Annotated in this window: 13 protein-coding genes and 1 pseudogene; 4 read left to right on the top strand and 10 right to left on the bottom strand. The window is 58.0% G+C overall.

Translation table 11 applies throughout. The features are described from left to right. Positions 1-108: 108 nt before the first annotated feature. Positions 109-1,020 (bottom strand): HPr(Ser) kinase/phosphatase, encoded by a 912-nt coding sequence (hprK, locus tag O9H32_RS22500; protein WP_269868365.1) that lies wholly within the window; start codon positions 1,018-1,020, stop codon positions 109-111. Between the two features lie 228 nt (positions 1,021-1,248). On the opposite strand from hprK, the gene O9H32_RS22495 reads away from it, so the two are divergent. Continuing rightward, on the top strand, positions 1,249-1,563 hold the full coding sequence (locus O9H32_RS22495) for an SPW repeat protein (protein ID WP_269868364.1): 315 nt from the start codon (positions 1,249-1,251) through the stop codon (positions 1,561-1,563). Between the two features lie 151 nt (positions 1,564-1,714). Here the strand turns inward: O9H32_RS22495 and O9H32_RS22490 are convergent, their stop codons facing one another. Continuing rightward, positions 1,715-2,749, bottom strand: a complete 1,035-nt coding sequence (locus O9H32_RS22490; protein ID WP_269868363.1) for a GGDEF domain-containing protein — start codon at positions 2,747-2,749, stop codon at positions 1,715-1,717. 42 nt (positions 2,750-2,791) lie between these two features. Beyond that, complete coding sequence (locus O9H32_RS22485) at positions 2,792-3,214, bottom strand: ANTAR domain-containing protein (protein ID WP_269868362.1); 423 nt, start codon at positions 3,212-3,214, stop codon at positions 2,792-2,794. A gap of 223 nt (positions 3,215-3,437) precedes the next feature. Here O9H32_RS22485 and O9H32_RS22480 point away from each other — a divergent pair, with 223 nt between their 5' ends. Continuing rightward, positions 3,438-3,764 (top strand): hypothetical protein, encoded by a 327-nt coding sequence (locus O9H32_RS22480; RefSeq protein ID WP_269868361.1) that lies wholly within the window; start codon positions 3,438-3,440, stop codon positions 3,762-3,764. Between the two features lie 176 nt (positions 3,765-3,940). Here the strand turns inward: O9H32_RS22480 and thrC are convergent, their stop codons facing one another. After that, positions 3,941-5,335 carry a threonine synthase gene (thrC, locus tag O9H32_RS22475; RefSeq protein WP_269868360.1) on the bottom strand — a complete coding sequence of 465 codons (1,395 nt, stop codon included), beginning with the start codon at positions 5,333-5,335 and terminating at the stop codon, positions 3,941-3,943. A gap of 443 nt (positions 5,336-5,778) precedes the next feature. Here thrC and O9H32_RS22470 point away from each other — a divergent pair. Together O9H32_RS22470 and O9H32_RS22465 are read left to right on the top strand one after the other, a co-directional pair. Next, positions 5,779-5,970: pseudogene (locus tag O9H32_RS22470) on the top strand (KGG domain-containing protein); the annotation flags it as partial. Positions 5,971-6,055: 85 nt separating this feature from the next. Beyond that, the gene (locus O9H32_RS22465) at positions 6,056-6,556 is read left to right on the top strand and encodes a WGxxGxxG family protein (RefSeq protein WP_269868359.1); all 501 of its coding nucleotides are present in this window, start codon (positions 6,056-6,058) and stop codon (positions 6,554-6,556) included. Between the two features lie 484 nt (positions 6,557-7,040). On the opposite strand, the gene ptsP is transcribed toward O9H32_RS22465, so the two are convergent. The 6 genes from ptsP to O9H32_RS22435 all read right to left on the bottom strand — a co-directional run bounded on the left by ptsP (position 7,041) and on the right by O9H32_RS22435 (position 15,412). After that, positions 7,041-8,768, bottom strand: a complete 1,728-nt coding sequence (gene ptsP, locus O9H32_RS22460) for a phosphoenolpyruvate--protein phosphotransferase (protein ID WP_269868358.1) — start codon at positions 8,766-8,768, stop codon at positions 7,041-7,043. Then, entirely contained in the window at positions 8,761-9,033 is a 273-nt protein-coding gene (locus O9H32_RS22455) for an HPr family phosphocarrier protein (RefSeq protein ID WP_269868357.1), read from the bottom strand. Before O9H32_RS22455 ends, ptsP begins: the two co-directional genes overlap by 8 nt. A 205-nt stretch (positions 9,034-9,238) precedes the next feature. Next, on the bottom strand, positions 9,239-11,296 hold the full coding sequence (gene ptsG / locus O9H32_RS22450) for a glucose-specific PTS transporter subunit IIBC (RefSeq protein WP_269868356.1): 2,058 nt from the start codon (positions 11,294-11,296) through the stop codon (positions 9,239-9,241). A 298-nt stretch (positions 11,297-11,594) separates the two neighbouring features. After that, positions 11,595-12,440 carry a glucose PTS transporter transcription antiterminator GlcT gene (glcT, locus tag O9H32_RS22445; protein WP_269868355.1) on the bottom strand — a complete coding sequence of 282 codons (846 nt, stop codon included), beginning with the start codon at positions 12,438-12,440 and terminating at the stop codon, positions 11,595-11,597. 363 nt (positions 12,441-12,803) lie between these two features. Next, a complete protein-coding gene (locus O9H32_RS22440; protein WP_269868354.1) occupies positions 12,804-13,409 on the bottom strand; it encodes a pentapeptide repeat-containing protein in 606 nt (201 codons plus the stop codon). A 248-nt stretch (positions 13,410-13,657) separates the two neighbouring features. Then, positions 13,658-15,412: a fibronectin type III domain-containing protein gene (locus O9H32_RS22435; RefSeq protein ID WP_269868353.1), complete on the bottom strand. Its 1,755-nt coding sequence runs from the start codon at positions 15,410-15,412 to the stop codon at positions 13,658-13,660. Positions 15,413-16,070: the final 658 nt, after the last annotated feature.

Here is a 16,070-nt window from a genome sequence, read left to right as displayed (position 1 = left end):
TACTCTTCCCCTTCCTGGGACGGCGCACCCGGCGCCCGCTTCACGCCTCGACGGTACAGCAAAAAGAGCGCCGCACTTAAACGGCACTCTTCCTCTATCTCATCTTGATTACTCCCCGCTCTGCAGGCGCTTCATGAAATCCTCTGCCGCGCTGTAGCCCTGCTGCCGCAAGTACCAGTTGTTGGCGGCGGCCTCCACCAGTCCCGCCACATCCCGGCCCGGCTGCAGCTGGATCTCGATATGCGGAATTTTTACATCCATGTATTCCGTATATTTCTGTTCGAGCTCCAGATCGTTATTCAGCGCATGGTCCTGCCATTTCGTCAGCTCGATGTCGAGCACAATCCGCGTCTCATCCTGGAACGCCTTGCGCCCGTACAACCGCGACACGTTGATGAGTCCGATGCTCCTCAGGGCGAGGAACTCCTTCGTCTTGCCGTTGTGGGTGCCGAGGATCGTCTCCGGCGAGATTTTCTTGAGCACGACGATATCGTCGGCTACGAGCCGGTGTCCTCTGCGGATCAGCGTGTGGGCAGTTTCGCTCTTGCCTACGCCGGATTTGCCGCGCAGCAGGATGCCGATGCCCGATACATTGACACACACGCCGTGGACCGCCACTTCTTCAGCCAGTTCCTTGGCAAGATAGATGTCCATCAGCGGCATCACCTTGCTCGTGGCCATATCCGTACGCAGGAGCGGGATCCCTTCTTCCTCGCAGTACTTATTGAGGTACTTCAGCCCTTCCTGGCCCCGGGTCACGACAAAGCAGGGCGGATGGTATTTGACGACATTGCCGATCCGCAGGTTGCGCTCCTCTTCTGTCAGCTTGTGCAGATAGTTGATCTCCTTACGGCCCAGAATCTGGACATGCGCATGGGAGAAAAAATCGTAATAGCCGGCAAACTCCAGCCCGGGCCGGTATACCCTCGTTTTGTCAATCGTGCGGTGGAGCTGGTCCTTGCCCGCGAGCACCTCGAGCGAGAAACGGTCTACGAGTTGTTGAACAGTTACGGTATTCACTTGGCCTTTCCTCCTTGGGGTTACGGCAGACATCATCTTCCTATGAAACACTATTCTACGCCGGAGGAGGTTTCCCTTCCTTTCAGCTGGCGGCAGCTGCCCCTTTCCCCCATAAAAAGAGACATTACCCTATTTTACGCAGCCTGTGTCACTTTCCTGATAACGCTTACATATACTATATCACAGGAGGACCTCTGACGTCCTTCTACCTCAAGGAGGTGCAGATCCATGACACAACGCAGCTCGCTTACGGCACTCATCGGCCTCTGGTTCGTACTGGCTCCCTGGATTATGGGCTTTGCCGGCGAGAGCAGCGCCCTATGGTCTTCGATCATCGGAGGCGGCGTCCTGCTCCTGTCCAGCGTGCTCGGCTTCGGCAAATCCGGCTGGGACTCGCTCTTCAACTGGCTGTCGCTGCTCTCGGGCGTCTGGCTCATTATCTTCGCGATGGCCTTCGGGTTCCCGGTCCTGCAGGCCGCGTTCTATCTCCTGCTCGGCCTCGCTGCCGTTCTCTTGACCTTCTACAACATGGAAGGCCGGTAGTCCGCTTCCCCTGTTCGTATCCCGACACCGCCCGGAACCGTTTCCGGGCGTGTTTTTTTCTGTCTGCCCCTGTCCGCTGCGGTTACCGCTTCCAGTCGGCGGCCCCGCTTCCGGGCTGCGCTGGTACTTACCGGGCCTAGTAGGACAAGCCCTACTGGGCGGAGTCCACTGCCTCCGTCCGGTTCCGGCCCTCCCGCTTGGCCCGGTAGAGCAGCTCGTCGGCGCGTTGGAACCAGGCCTCCTTGTCCATTCCCGGCTGCAGGCCGCAGAGGCCGACCGATATGGTCACCCGTCTGCCGTCCAGCTCCGGATGCACGGCAGCGGCCAGCGCCTCACGGATGCTTTCGCAGAGGGCGTAGGCTTCGGCCTGTGACCGTCCGGGCATCAGCAGCGCGAATTCCTCGCCCCCATAGCGGGCGGCGATATCCCCCGGACCGGTATGCTCGCGGATGACGGCCGCCACACGCCGAAGCACCAGGTCTCCCGCCTGGTGCCCGAACGAATCATTGACGCTTTTGAACATATCAATATCCACTACCGCGAGCATGCTCCCGCTTCCTTGACTCCCGAAGCGCTCCATAGCCCGGTCCAGAAAATCATGGAACGAAATGTGGTTGTACAGTCCTGTGAGGGCGTCGATCTTGAGATTCCGCACGAGATCCACACCCCGGTCCATAATCTGAGCCGCCGTATACGGGCCGCCGAAGCCCAGGATCAGGACCGTAGTCATCACTTCGACGGCTGACGTCCGTTCATCCAGCACCGGGTCCAGCATGTACAGCAGCAGAAACGAAATCAAATTGAGCGCACTCGTCAAATAAACGTATTTTTTCTGAAAATAGAAGACGGATACAAGCAGGGGCAGCATGTAAATCAGCAGAATGCTGTCCACCCCCGAATGCACCCAGACCGCTGCGGTGGCCAGCAGACAACCCGAGAGGATCAGCGGAAGAGGGCTTACGGCATCGATCCTCCGGCACACCCATTCGCTGAGCCCCATAATGAGCAGAAAGATGGCGGTTGGCCGCAGGATGGACTCTATGATAAACTCCCGCGCCGGATCCTCCGCCAGAAAGAGGTTGGCGGTCTCCCCGGCCGTCATGGAGATGACGAACATCCAGTAGGTGCTCAGCAGTTTGCGGTTCCACCGCACCAAGGTTTCCTTCTCTCGCTCTGACTTCTCCAACGCGCCACCCCCTTCTGGTCTCCTCCCGTACCCGGATGCCGGTCACCCCGGGACAGAGCCGGATCCTCCCATCGGGCCCTGCGGCGGCCCGGATCGCTCCAGCACCTCCAGCACCGCCCCTACCAGCGTATCCGGGGTCAAGCCCTCGCGGATCATATACAGCACCGCTCCGTCCTCTACGGCACGGCGGGCAGCGGCACGATCCTCTTCATCCGCCACGATGAGCACAGGCACGGCCGCGGCTGCAGTGAAATCCCGCATCTTCGGAGAAGTCCCCCGCGGCACATCCGCCAGCACCGCCGCGAAGCCTCCTTCCGCCAGCAGGGCCGCCGCTTCCGCGAAGGAGCCTGCCGGCTTCGTCCGCATACCCAGTGCCCGCTCCAGGATGCCGTCGATATAAGCCGCCAGCGCCCTGTCCTCCGTCACCAGCAGCAGCGTTTGAACCGGCTTCCTTGCATGTATCATAAAGTCCCCCCTGGTTATCGCTTCATTGTCGCTTCATTGTCACTTCATTGTCGCTTCGAATTCCCTGTACTCCATCACCTGATCATCTTACCAAGAAGTTGTTAGACGCTTATTAGGGGAGTTTGAGAATAGTGTTACGCCGCCGGGACTCCCTCATTCATATTTCTTGGGTCGATAGGAAACCGTAAGGATAAAGCCCCATGGATGGAAGGAGTCGGACAAGATGACAGAAGACAATCAATCGAAGGAAGCGCAGGCCGCCGCCTTATTCGGGATGAACCCGGAGGCGGGATATGCCGCCCAAGGTTCAGCGGATGAAAGCTATGCGAACAGCGAAGCACCAGGGGATCAGAGCTCGGGGCAAGAAAGCCAGAGCGGGATGATGGAGGCCTTTGCCGGCGCCCAGCAGAACGAAGGCGGGGAGTCCGATGAAGCCGGCGAGGGGACCAGCCATTGGTTCCAAATCATGCAGAATGCCGCCCTCGCAGGCCGGGCCTCGTTCCCGGACCAGATCGACTATTACGACCCCGAGAACGACGAGTTTGTCTAAGAGAGCCGAAGAAGACGCAAATAAGGGGCAGCCCCGTCACCGAGATGACAGGGCCTGCCCCTTTTTCAATATAGGCTGCGCAAGGTTTCGGTTTACCCTGTACCTATAAACGCATCCGGATCCATGCGAGCTGCCCCGGATAAGCACGTGCAATCCAGCCTGGCTGTGAAGCCGGTCTACTTCGTGTAGAACTGCTCCAAGCGCTGTACGATGTCCTCCACGGAGGAGTCGACCACTTCCTGATGCTGCGGTTTCTCGAACAGCGCCCGGATCGGCTCCGGATACGTCTGCTCGATCCCGCACCGCTCGATTGACTCGTTGAACTTCGCCGGGTGCGCCGTCGCCAGCGTCACGCAGATCTCATCCGCGCCGCTGCAGCGCTCGTAGGCCGCTACGCCGCAGGCGGTATGCGGATCGAGCAGGTACCCGTTCTCCGCATGGTACTTGCCGATCGTCCGCAGGCACTCTTCGCCGTCCACGCCGTGGGCGGCAAAGTCCGTCTGCACGCGGCTCAGCAGCTCGGCGTCTACGCGGACTTCGCCGTCCGCCTTGAAGCCGTTCATGCGCTCCGTGACCGCCTGCGGGTTCTCGCCGAGCAGGTAGTACAGGTACCGCTCGAAGTTGCTCGCCACCTGGATGTCCATGGACGGGCTGTGCGTGCTCTTGAACTCGCCCGGCTTGTATACACCCTCGCGCACGAAGCGCTCGAGAATATTGTTCTCGTTGGTCGCCAGGATCAGCTTGTTCACCGGCAGACCCATCCGCTTCGCGAGGTAACCCGCGAAGATATCACCGAAGTTGCCCGTCGGCACGCTGAAGTTGACCTTCGCGCCCGCCGCTTCCTTCTGCACCTTGAAGTAGGCATAGAAGTAATACACCGTCTGCGCCAGGATGCGCACGAAGTTGATCGAGTTGATCGCCCGCAGGTGGTACTTGTTCTTGAACGGCACATCCGCGAACAGATCCTTGATGATGCGCTGGCAATCGTCGAACGTCCCGTTAACAGAGAGGTTGAGCACGTTCTCGTCGTCGACCGTCGTCATCTGCAGCTCCTGCACCTTGCTCACCCGCTGGTGCGGATGAAGGATACAGATCCGGATGCCTTCTTTGCCCCGCACGCCCTCGATCGCCGAGGCCCCCGTATCGCCCGAGGTAGCCCCGAGAATATGGATGATCTCGTTCTGCTTCTTCGAGACATAGGCGTAGAGATTGCCGAGGAACTGCAGCGCCACGTCCTTGAACGCGAAGGTAGGCCCGTGGAACAGCTCCTGGACGTACATGTTGTCCGTTATTTTCCGCACAGGCGTCACTTCCGGGTCACGGAACGTCGCATAGCTGCGCGCGATGAGCTCCTTCAGGTCTTCTGCCGGAATCTCGTTATTGGTATAGAGCGAGAAAATCTCGAACGCCAGATCCTGGTAGGAAAGGTTCCCCATGTCCTTCAGCTTCGCTGCGGACAATTGCGGAATCTGGGCCGGAATGAGCAGCCCGCCGTCATCGGCCAGCCCCATCAACACCGTATCGATAAACCCGATGCTTGCCACGTTGCCTCTAGTACTGATAAAGTTCATAGTCATCCCCTCATGCGCTTATTGCCCTTACTATACCAAAAGATGAGGCGTTTGGCTCTCTTTCCGTGAAAACTTTGAAAATTCTCCATGGATCGGGAACATCGGGACAGAATGCAGGCAGGAAATGGCTGGAGGACCGGTCAGGACGCCTCGTCTCTTAAGACTTGATGGCCTTGAACTTGTACTCGCCGGGCCTCGCTATGAGCCCCATCCGATCCAAGACGCGCTTTCCCAAGGCATTTTTTTGATACTTCCCGTTCCGAAGATAGAGACGATTTATGACTTTTTCAGCAGGGGAGCGAAGCCGGGAGAACCTCTTGCGGGATGCGGGCTCGCAGCCCTTTTGCCTTCAAGGCAATAAACGCTTGGATGTTTTATCCAAAATGGGCAGGGGTAAGGAGAGTCAGGCGAGGCCAACAACAAACGTTAAGGAGTGATTCCAAATGGCAAACAACAACGAAGACAAAATGAGCCGTGAAGAAGCAGGACGTAAAGGCGGCGAAGCTACAGCAAAAAACCATGACAAAGAGTTCTACCAAGAGATCGGCCGCAAGGGCGGCGAAGCTACGGCGGAATCCCACGACAAAGAATTCTATCAGGAAATCGGGGAAAAAGGCGGAGAAGCCCGCGCCCGCGAGCGTCAGAACAACTAGAACCCGTACCGCTTCTTGAACAGAAATACACTGCAGAACGATTCCCATCCCAAGGAGATGATCGAACATGTTGAAAACATTACGCGTAACCTGTCTGACAGTAGCACTGGCCACAACTCTCGGAACGGCGGCAATGGCGTCTGATGGAACAACGGGGACGACAGGCTCCACCGGTACGGGAAGCACCAGTACTAGCACCGGCACCCTGAACAGCACGAGCACGACCGATAGCGCCGGAACCGGCAGCATGTCTGGAACGAACAGCATGAGCGGTTCGGACAGCACCACCAGCGGGACAGGTTCGACGAACAGCGGCATCGACGGGACCAGTGACGGTACGGCGAGCGGCGGTACGAACAACTTGAGCGGCACAAGCGGGACAGGCTCGAATGGCTACTCCCAGACTTCCGCAGCCGATGACGATGGCATGGATTGGGGCTGGCTCGGCCTCCTGGGTCTTGCCGGACTGATGGGTCTGCGCGGCCGAGAGAGAGACCGCGACCACGACACTTACACCACGACGACAACAACCAACGGCTCCGTAACCAGCAGAGAAAAAGCGCGCTAATCGGCAGGAACCTTTCGCTAAGCTCCCTGCCTCTAAGCGACATCATACCCATTCCCTTGTCTGCAGATTGGCTGCTCCGTCTCCAAGAGATGGACCAGCCTCTCTGCCGGAGAGGGGAATTTTTCTTGAGACTTAAGGTTCGGGCGGCCTCATCGGAATAGAACCGGTGTCACCAAACAAAGATGCGGGGTACCGTCTCCCGGCCGAAGGAGCAGCGGGGTACGAGGCGATGCAAAGCCTATGTGGACTGCAGCGGCATGCATGGAGCGGAGCGCTTCCATTAGATAGCGCGCACTGCAGTGAAGCTGGATGGGCGGGCCCGACGAGGCCAGCGGCGTCAGGCATTCCAGCACACTCCCCTCTTCCGCCGCGGGAGCGGACAAACGCACGCCAAGAAGAGCCGTTGGGGACCCTTTACAATACCAAAAAGGCACCTCCGGTTAGTAGAGGTGCCTCGCTGCGACTCTATCGAGCCGCCAAATGACTATACGCTTGCCGCAGCAGCCGTAGCGCGTTTCACGAGCTCGACTACGTCGGCCGCCGTACGCTGCTGCAGCGCTTCAGCCGCCAGCTTCTTCATATCCGCCAAGGACAGCTTGGCGATCTGCGAACGCGCCGGCAAGATCGAAGACGCGCTCATGCTGAACTCGTCCAGACCCAGACCCAGCAGCAGAGGAATGGCGGTAGCGTCACCGGCCATCTCGCCGCACATGCCGGTCCACTTGCCTTCCTTGTGCGCCGCGTCGATGACCATCTGGATCAAGCGCAGAATCGCCGGGTTGTACGGCTGGTACAAGTACGACACCCGCTCGTTCATCCGGTCGGCCGCCATCGTGTACTGGATGAGGTCGTTCGTGCCGATCGAGAAGAAGTCGACTTCCTTCGCGAATTGGTCCGCGAGTACGGCCGTCGATGGAATCTCCACCATGATCCCGATCTGGATGTTCTCCGATACCGGAATCTGCTCCTCCGCCAGCTTCGCCTTCTCTTCGAGCAGCACGGCTTTCGCTTCTCGGAACTCGTCGAGGGTAGCGATCATCGGGAACATGATCCGCAGGTTGCCGTAGACGCTCGCACGCAGCAGGGCGCGAAGCTGGGTACGGAACAAATCCTGTTGTTCGAGGCACAGGCGCACCGCCCGGAAGCCGAGGAACGGATTCATTTCTTTCGGCAGATCAAGGTACGGCAGTTCCTTGTCGCCGCCGATGTCCAGCGTCCGGACAACGACCGGCTTGCCTTCCATCTTCTCGAGCACCGCCTTGTAGGCGTTGAACTGCTCCTTCTCCGTAGGCAGCTTATCGCGGCCCATGTAGAGGAATTCCGTGCGGTAAAGACCTACCGCTTCGCCGCCGTTCTCGAGTACGCCGGCGACGTCGTTCGGCGTGCCGATGTTGGCGGCAAGCTCTACCTGGTGGCCGTCGGACGTCACGGAAGGCTCGCTGCGCAGCTTCGCCCACTCGGCCCGCTGGGCCTCGTACTGCGCCTGCTTCGTGCGGTATTCCTCGACTACAGCCGCTTCCGGATTGACGATGACCGTCCCGGACAGACCGTCGAGAATGACCAGGTCTCCGTCCTGCACGACTTCCAGCACGCTCTTCGTCCCGACCACCGCCGGAATCTCGAGCGAACGGGCCATGATCGCGGAGTGCGACGTCCGGCCGCCGATGTTCGTCGCGAAGCCTTTGACGAATTGACGGTTAAGCTGCGCCGTATCGGATGGCGTAAGGTCCTCTGCGATCAGGACGACTTCCTCATCGATGCCAGCGAGATTCACGAACTTAACGCCGAGCATGTAGGACTGCACCCGCTTCGTGACATCCCGCATATCCGCGGCGCGTTCGCGCAGATAAGCACTCTTCATGTTCTCGAACATGGCGATGAAGCCAGCCGCCACTTCCTGCAGCGCCCACTCCGCATTGATGCCTTCGCTGCGGATTTTGTCCTTCACGGGATCGATCAGCTCCGGATCGCCCAGTACGAGCAGGTGCGATTCGAAGATCTCCGCCTTCTCGTCCCCGAGCTGTACGCGGGTGCGTTCCTTCAGGGCTTCCAGGTCGCCTCTGGACTTCTCCAGGGCGCCCTCGAACTTCAGGATTTCGGCCTCCGCATCCTGTGCTTCCCGCTTCCGGATATCGAGGTGCGCCGCTTCCAGACGGAATGCCTTCGCGATGGCAATTCCGGAAGCGGCTGCGATGCCCTGAATGTTATTCATGCAGGTCCCCCAGCCCTTCTTTAACCATGATCTCTTCCAGTGCAGCGATCACTTCGGCTTCGTCTTCACCGCTTGCCAGGAAGGTGATGATGTCGCCCGGTTCCAGACCGAACGAGAGCACGCCGAGGATCGATTTCATCGTTACTTTGCGGCCAGCCGCTTCTGCGAACACTTCGGATTTGAACTTGTTAGCCGTGTTGACCAGAGCTGTCGCAGGGCGTGCGTGGATACCGTCTTCGCTTGTAATTTTGAATGTTTTTTGCATGATAGAGACCTCCATATAGGTTGAATTTGGGTATATTGGGTTTAACTTCAATGATATCAGGTAAAAGGACAAAACCAAAATCTCAAACATTTCTGCGCAAGCACTTAAGCCGTAGTAGCGGGAGAAGGCCGCACGATCTGTAAAGATCGCGCGGCTGTACAATCTCCTTCTACCCTATTGGCCCTCCGGCCAAGCCTTGAAACGGTTACGGCAGCATGATCGTAATAATATCCTTCTCGCCCAGCGTAACCGGCCCCGTCTTGTTTAGCTTCACCGACGCGCCTTCCGGCAGATTCGTGAAGATAACCGGCGTCGCAATCGATGGCGCGTTCTCTTTCACGAAGTCAATGTCGACTTCGAGGATCGGTTGGCCCGCCTTCACCGTGTCGCCCTGAGCAACCAGAGCGGTGAAGCCCTTGCCCTTCAGCTTCACGGTATTGACGCCGAAGTGGACCAGCAGTTCTTTGCCGCCTTCGGACTGGATGCCGATCGCATGCTTACTCGGGAATACGTTGTAGATCGTTCCGTTGACCGGCGAAGCCACGATGCCGTTCTTCGGCAGGATGGCGAAGCCGTCGCCCGTCATCCGCTGCGAGAACACTTCGTCCGGCACCTCGGAGATATCGACCAGTTCCCCGTCCAGCGGGGAGACGATCGGCTCCTCGGCCAAGGCGTTCCCGCCTGCCGCTGCACCCTCAACTGCTGCCGGTACTACCGGAGCCGCTGGAGCAGGTGCCGCGGTAACCGCACGTCCCTGCATGATGTCGTGAATCTGGCTCTTCAGGATATCCGAGTGCGTACCGAAGATCGCTTGGATGTTGTTCCCCACTTCGAGGACGCCCGCCGCGCCAAGCTGCTTCAGGCGGTCCTTGTCTACCTGGCTGGACTCTTTGACCTGGACACGCAGACGCGTAATGCAGGCATCGAGGTTCTCGATGTTGCTCTGCCCGCCGAGGGCGGCCAGCACGTTCGACGGCAGTTCCTCCGCCGCACCGGCTTGCTTCCCGGCACTGGAGCTGTCCGCATCTTCGCGGCCCGGTGTCTTCAGGTTGAACTTGCGGATCGCGAACCGGAATCCGAAGTAGTAGATCACTGCGAGCACGAGACCCACCGGAATCACAAGCCACCAAGCCGTGCGGTTCTGGATGACACCGAAGAGCAGGAAGTCGATCACGCCTCCGGAGAAGGTCATGCCGATCTTGACGTTCAGCAGCTGCATGACCATGAACGACAGACCCGCGAAGACCGCGTGGATGGCGAACAGGAACGGAGCCACGAACAGGAAGGAGAACTCGAGCGGTTCCGTAATACCCGTCAGGAACGAGGTCAGTGCCGCGGAGCCCATGATACCGGCCACATACTTTTTCTGTTCCGGTCTGGCCTCGTGGTAGATCGCGAGGGCCGCCGCCGGAAGGCCGAACATCATGAACGGGAATTTACCGACCATGAACGTGCCGGCCGTGAGCGTTACGCCGTCTTTGAGCTGGGCGAAGAAGATCTTCTGGTCGCCCCGTACAATCTCGCCCGCCTTATCCACATACTGTCCGAATTCGAACCAGAACGGCGAGTAGAAAATGTGATGCAGACCAAATGGAATCAATGAGCGTTCGATCAGGCCGAAGAAGAAGGCCGCGAGCGTCGGATTCGCATCCAGCATGTTATGCGAGAAGTGATTCAGTCCGCTCTGGATCGGAGGCCAGATGAAGATCATCACGATCCCGAGGACCAGCGACGACACCGCCGTGATGATCGGTACGAAACGCTTGCCCGCGAAGAAACCCAGGTACGAAGGCAGCTGAATTTTGAAGAACCGGTTGTACATCGACGCAGCCAGGATCCCGATAATGACCCCGCCGAAAACCCCGGTCTGCAGGGTGTTGATCCCGAGTACGTTCGCGTACGACATATCGGTTTTGACCATCTCGGGGGTCACGCCTTTGAAGACCCCCATCGTCACATTCATAATCAAGAAGCCGATGATCGCCGCGATCCCTGCGACTCCATCCCCGCCGGCGAGACCGACGGCTACGCCTACGGCGAACAAGAGCGCCAGGTTCGAGAACACGATGTTCCCCGCCTGCTCCATCACCGTCGCAATGAGCTGCACCCAGCCTGCATTCAGTGCCGGGGCCAGCTCGAGCAGCGACGCGTTGTGCAGCACGTTCCCGAGCGCCAGCAGAATCCCCGCAGCCGGCAGGATCGCAACCGGAAGCATAAGCGCTTTGCCGACCTTTTGAAGCACGCCGAACAATTGCTTGAACATGAGCCTTTCTCTCCTTTTTTATGTTTCATTTACCCTTGGATTCAGCAAACGAAAAAAGGCATGCGCAAACAAGGTGTAATGAACAACCTAAGGGTAGGATAACCCAAATAGGCCATTTCATTACAAGTCCTTGCTCACTCATGCCTGATCGAATCAGTAACACGAAACTATTCCGTTGTTTGATGAACCAAAAGGCTCTTTACACGCAGATTATAGCACGGGTGCACACGGAGCACAATCCCCTTCACAAAATCGACGCGATTGTACTCCACGCTGTGCTTCATGCTGTGATTCATGCCTATTCATTCCCGCTCGGGAGCATCCGCTCCAGGTGAATCGTGAGGTAGACCGCCTCCGCGTCATACACGGGCTTCTGCATCCGCTGTTGGATGACCTTCATCAGCGTCCATGCAAACGAATACATCTCCGGGTATTCGTTCTTGATAATCTCCGCAATCTTCGCCGGCTCCTCCACCTTCTCGCCGCGCCGGATCCGCTCCAGCGCCACCATCAGATGCCGCAGCAGACGGGCATAGTCCAGGCTGTCCTTCTTAATCTTGATCTCCAGCCGGCGCTCGATGAGATCGACGAGATCGCTCACCAGCCGCGAATGTTCCTTGACCTCCAAGACATGGCGGTTCGTGATAGCGCTGTAAATATGAAGCGCTACAAAGCCCACCTCGTCCTCAGGCAGCTGCACCCCGAGCCGCCGGTTGATCTCGTCGATGGAGTGCTCCGCCAGCAGATACTCGCGTGGATACAGCTCCCTGGTTTCGTACTGGAATGGATTATGAATCGGAATATGCTGGCGGTACCGCTTGATCGCGAAGGCGATATGGTCGGTGAGCGCGATATGGATCTGCTCATTCAATGGGGCTCCGGCATGCTGCGATATGTAAAAGATGACGTCATTCATTACCTCAATCAGCTTCTCATCCACCTGATGCATGAGCAGCTTATACTGTTCTTTGGCTTTCTCGTTGGTGAGGATGAACATCTTCTCGATGCTGTCCAGGGCGATGGAATCTCCCTGCTTCCGGCTGAATCCGATGCCTTTACCAATCACCACCGTCTCCCCGTACTCCGGATGGAGCGCGATGATGACGTTGTTGTTCAATACTTTGCGTACCTGAAGGCTTTCCACGCCAGCACCCCTCAAACTCCTGCTCATTCGCTAAGAATACCAAAAAAGCGGGGGTTGTACAAGAAGGTTCCCCTCTCCCAAAGGCTAGTCGACAGGCGGCCCGAAGGCCTCCGCAGGACAAGCAGCGGATCCCTCTCCAGCTTCCTCTACCTCACGCCGCCCTCTTCACCACGCCCTGGCCCCTCCAATTCATTTTCTGTTCACAAACTCATGCTAGGATAATCAAAAAGTTCCCCATAGAAAGGAGGCGTCCTTATGGCATACCTCGAGAAAGCCCGGTGGCTCCTGTTCGTCCTCTTCGCCATAGCCCTAATCCTGCAGCAAAAGCGCACCCAGCCCTGAGGGACGGATGCGCCGGAACGTTTAATCGATCTTCGCTCCATAAGAACGTGCCAGAGCCACCGCTTGCGTAAGGTCCATCCGGGCCCCCTTGACATCCAGGCTCCGGAAGTCCACCCCATCCATCTTCGCCCCGCGCAGATCCGCACCCGACAGCCGTGCCTGCCCAAGCTGCGCACGGGTCATATCGGCTTCCCGCAGGTTCGCCTTCTCCAGGTTGCACCCCGACAGGTCCGCTTCGATCAGGCGCAGTCCCCGTAGATCCTGCTTGCCGAGGTTCGCCTGCCTCAGGTTCGTATACGACCAGTCCCCCTGCTCGATCGTAATGCCGTCGAGCTGTGCCTTGGCGAAGTCCGAACCGACCATTTTGCACTCGTGGAACCGGCTGACGAACAGGTTCGCTTCCCCGAATTTGCAGTTGGTGAAGGCGGACCGGTCATGCCGGGACGCATTGAAGGTGGCGCCGGTAAAATCGCATTCGATAAATTGGCAGCCTGTCGTATCGATCTCATCGAGCTGGGCCCCCCGGAACCGGCAGCGGTGGAACGTGCAGCCCCTCAGCTCCCCCTCGCGCAGATCCTTGCGGCTGAAATCGACCTCGGTGTATTCCTGGTCTATATATTGAAACATATGTGCCCCTCGCTTTGCTCTCACAGTATGCAGCCTGCCCCGCCGATAGCGAACGTCTGCTCCTCTTGATTATAAAACGAATGGGGGCGCCAGTGCTATACGGTACGCATAAGGGCACCGTTACCCGGATCATGGACCGTTACTGCGGGGAGAAGTTCCCCCAAACATCCAAAAGAAAAACACCCCGCGGGGCTTCAGCACCAATCTTCTGAAGTCCGCGGGGCGGTGTGGCCTGGTGCTGCCTGCCCTTACGGCATGCTGTTCAGGAAAGGCTTCACGGTATTCGCGAAGTTGTATCCGTTCGTGGCATCCCAGTTGATGGACCAGGTCATCGCGCCGCGGATGTTCGGATACTTCTGGGCAGGCTTGTAGCTGCCGCAGCCCGTTCCGGCAGCGAGACAGCTCAGGGCATTGTTGACTACCGAAGGAGCCACATAGCCGCCGCCTGCCGCCGCTGGTACGGCTGGTACGCCCAGACCGAGCTGCGAGTCGGACACCCACTGCAGGGCAACATCGGAGAGGGCAACAAGGAAGTCTACCGTACCTTGGGAGTAGCATTTGCCGTCACGGCCGAGCATGCAACCGGAGTTGTAGTACTGGGTGTTGATCACCGTCGTGATGTCCTTCACGTTCGCATAGAACTGCAGGTAGCTCGTGCTGTTGTTCTGCATGTCGATCGTCTGCGGAGCCATCGTCAGGACGAAGCCCGAGCCGACCTTCTGCTGGATTTGACGCACGCCGCTCGTCAAGTTCGCCACGTTGAAGCCATGCTCCAAGTCGATGTCGATACCGTCAAAGCCGAACTTCGTGATGAGACCGGATACGGAACTCACGAAGTTGTTTACATTCGGGGAAGCACTGCCCAGATTGATGTTGCCTTTCTCGCCGCCCAGGGAGAGAATCACCTTTTTGCCCTGTGCTTGTTTGGCTTTGATATCGTTGATGAGATCCTCATCCGTGTAACCGCCGAGCGCCTTGGCAAGCGCCGGATCGACCGTGAATGTCACGCCGCCCGGATTCGCCATGTCCATCTCGCCGAAGCTTACCGCAATAATGTCGTAAGCAGCGGGAACTTGGCTCAGCTTCAGATTACCGGCACCGTTGACGAAGTTCTGCCAGTAGCCGGTCAACAGGCGCTTCGGCAGCGCACCGCCGTTGTTGCCGCCGCTCGGCAGCGTGGTAGCGTTGACACCGGCGGAAGCCGCCGATACGTTGCCCGCCGCATCCTTCGCCTTGACGGTGAACGTGTACGCCGTGCTTGCGCTGAGGCCGGATACCGTCGCTGTCGTGCCGGCAACCGAAGCTGCCAGCGTCGTGCCGCGGTATACGTCATAACCGGTTACGCCGGTGTTGTCCGTGGATGCTGCCCAGGACAGGCTTACGCTCGACGAAGTCGTTCCCGTTACCTGCAGACCTGCAGGTACGCTTGGTGCCTGGGTGTCGCTGCCGCCTCCGGTAGTTACGGTAGCGCTTACAGCGCCGCTCGCAGCTGAGACATTGCCGGCCGCGTCCTTCGCTTTGACCGTGAAGCTGTACGTTCCTGCAGCAAGGCCTGTGTTCGTAAAGCTCAGCGTGCTGCCGGATACGCTGCCGGCCAGTGTCGTACCGCGGTATACGTCATACCCGGTTACAGCTACATTGTCCGTGGCAGCCGTCCAGGACAAGCTTACGCTTGAGGTTGTCGTTGCGGTGACTTTCAGGCCGGAAGGTGCGCCCGGTGCCTGGGTATCGCTGCCGCCACCGCCGCCAGCCGTTTCCTTCCACAGGGCCGGTACGTTAGGCGGTTCCCATCCGTTAAGCGAGGTATGGGGCTGAATCGCAGCATACGTCTTGCCGCTGTAAGTAGCCGTGTCATTCGTCTGATAAGAGACGCCCGGTGCCCATGCCCCGCGGTCTGCCGCGAAGCCCGTCAAAGGGGCCAGGCTGAGGAGCAAAGCGGTGATAAGCAGCAATGCGATCATTCTCAGGCCTGTGGATCTGCGTCCAAGTGTGGCTTGGTACATTAATGATATCCCTCCCAAAATAAAATGAAATCTAATGAAATCGTAGAGCTGCGTTTCACTGCTGCTGACCGCATCACCTCCCGATCAGGTTCCAGCTCTCCTCTCATTTAAGCATGGAAGTTTTGGAACTTATAGGGCTAAATTGTTATCATCGGGGGATAAGATCTTAGCATGAAGCCCGCCCTCTCCCCTCCAGATAAAAGCAAAGAACACCCCGCGGCGGCAGCCGCAGACCAGAAGCACAATCCGTTCAAGACTCACCGCCGGATCCCTCCTCCAGCCTGGAATGAAAGCTTACCTTTAGTATAGTCTTAGGCTCCTGCTCCCTTGCCGCAGGCATGTCAGCGTTTCTTCCATAAAAAGAGGCGAGTCCACTCCCCCGGGACTGTCAGATCACCTTTTGCATGCCCTCTTCCAGGAACAAATTCGAACCCACATGTGGATATCGTATCTGTGGATATGTTGATACCGTTTCAAAAACTTGTACACATTAGCCTATTTTGGGCTGTGCGATTTGTGGATAAGTCTGTGGATATCTTTTGTGTCAGCTTTTTGTCACCCTTCGATTATCCCAGGCCCTGTGCAGGATCTCCCCTTCAAATTGATGACGCTCCTAATGATGCCTCCCTCGGTTCCTGCCGCTTTTGAATTGACCCAC

It is taken from the genome of Paenibacillus caseinilyticus, from assembly GCF_027533645.1.
Classification (GTDB): domain Bacteria; phylum Bacillota; class Bacilli; order Paenibacillales; family NBRC-103111; genus Paenibacillus_G; species Paenibacillus_G caseinilyticus.
The sequence above is the reverse complement of the archived record's forward strand: the minus strand, read 5'-3'. Positions and strand labels throughout refer to the sequence as shown.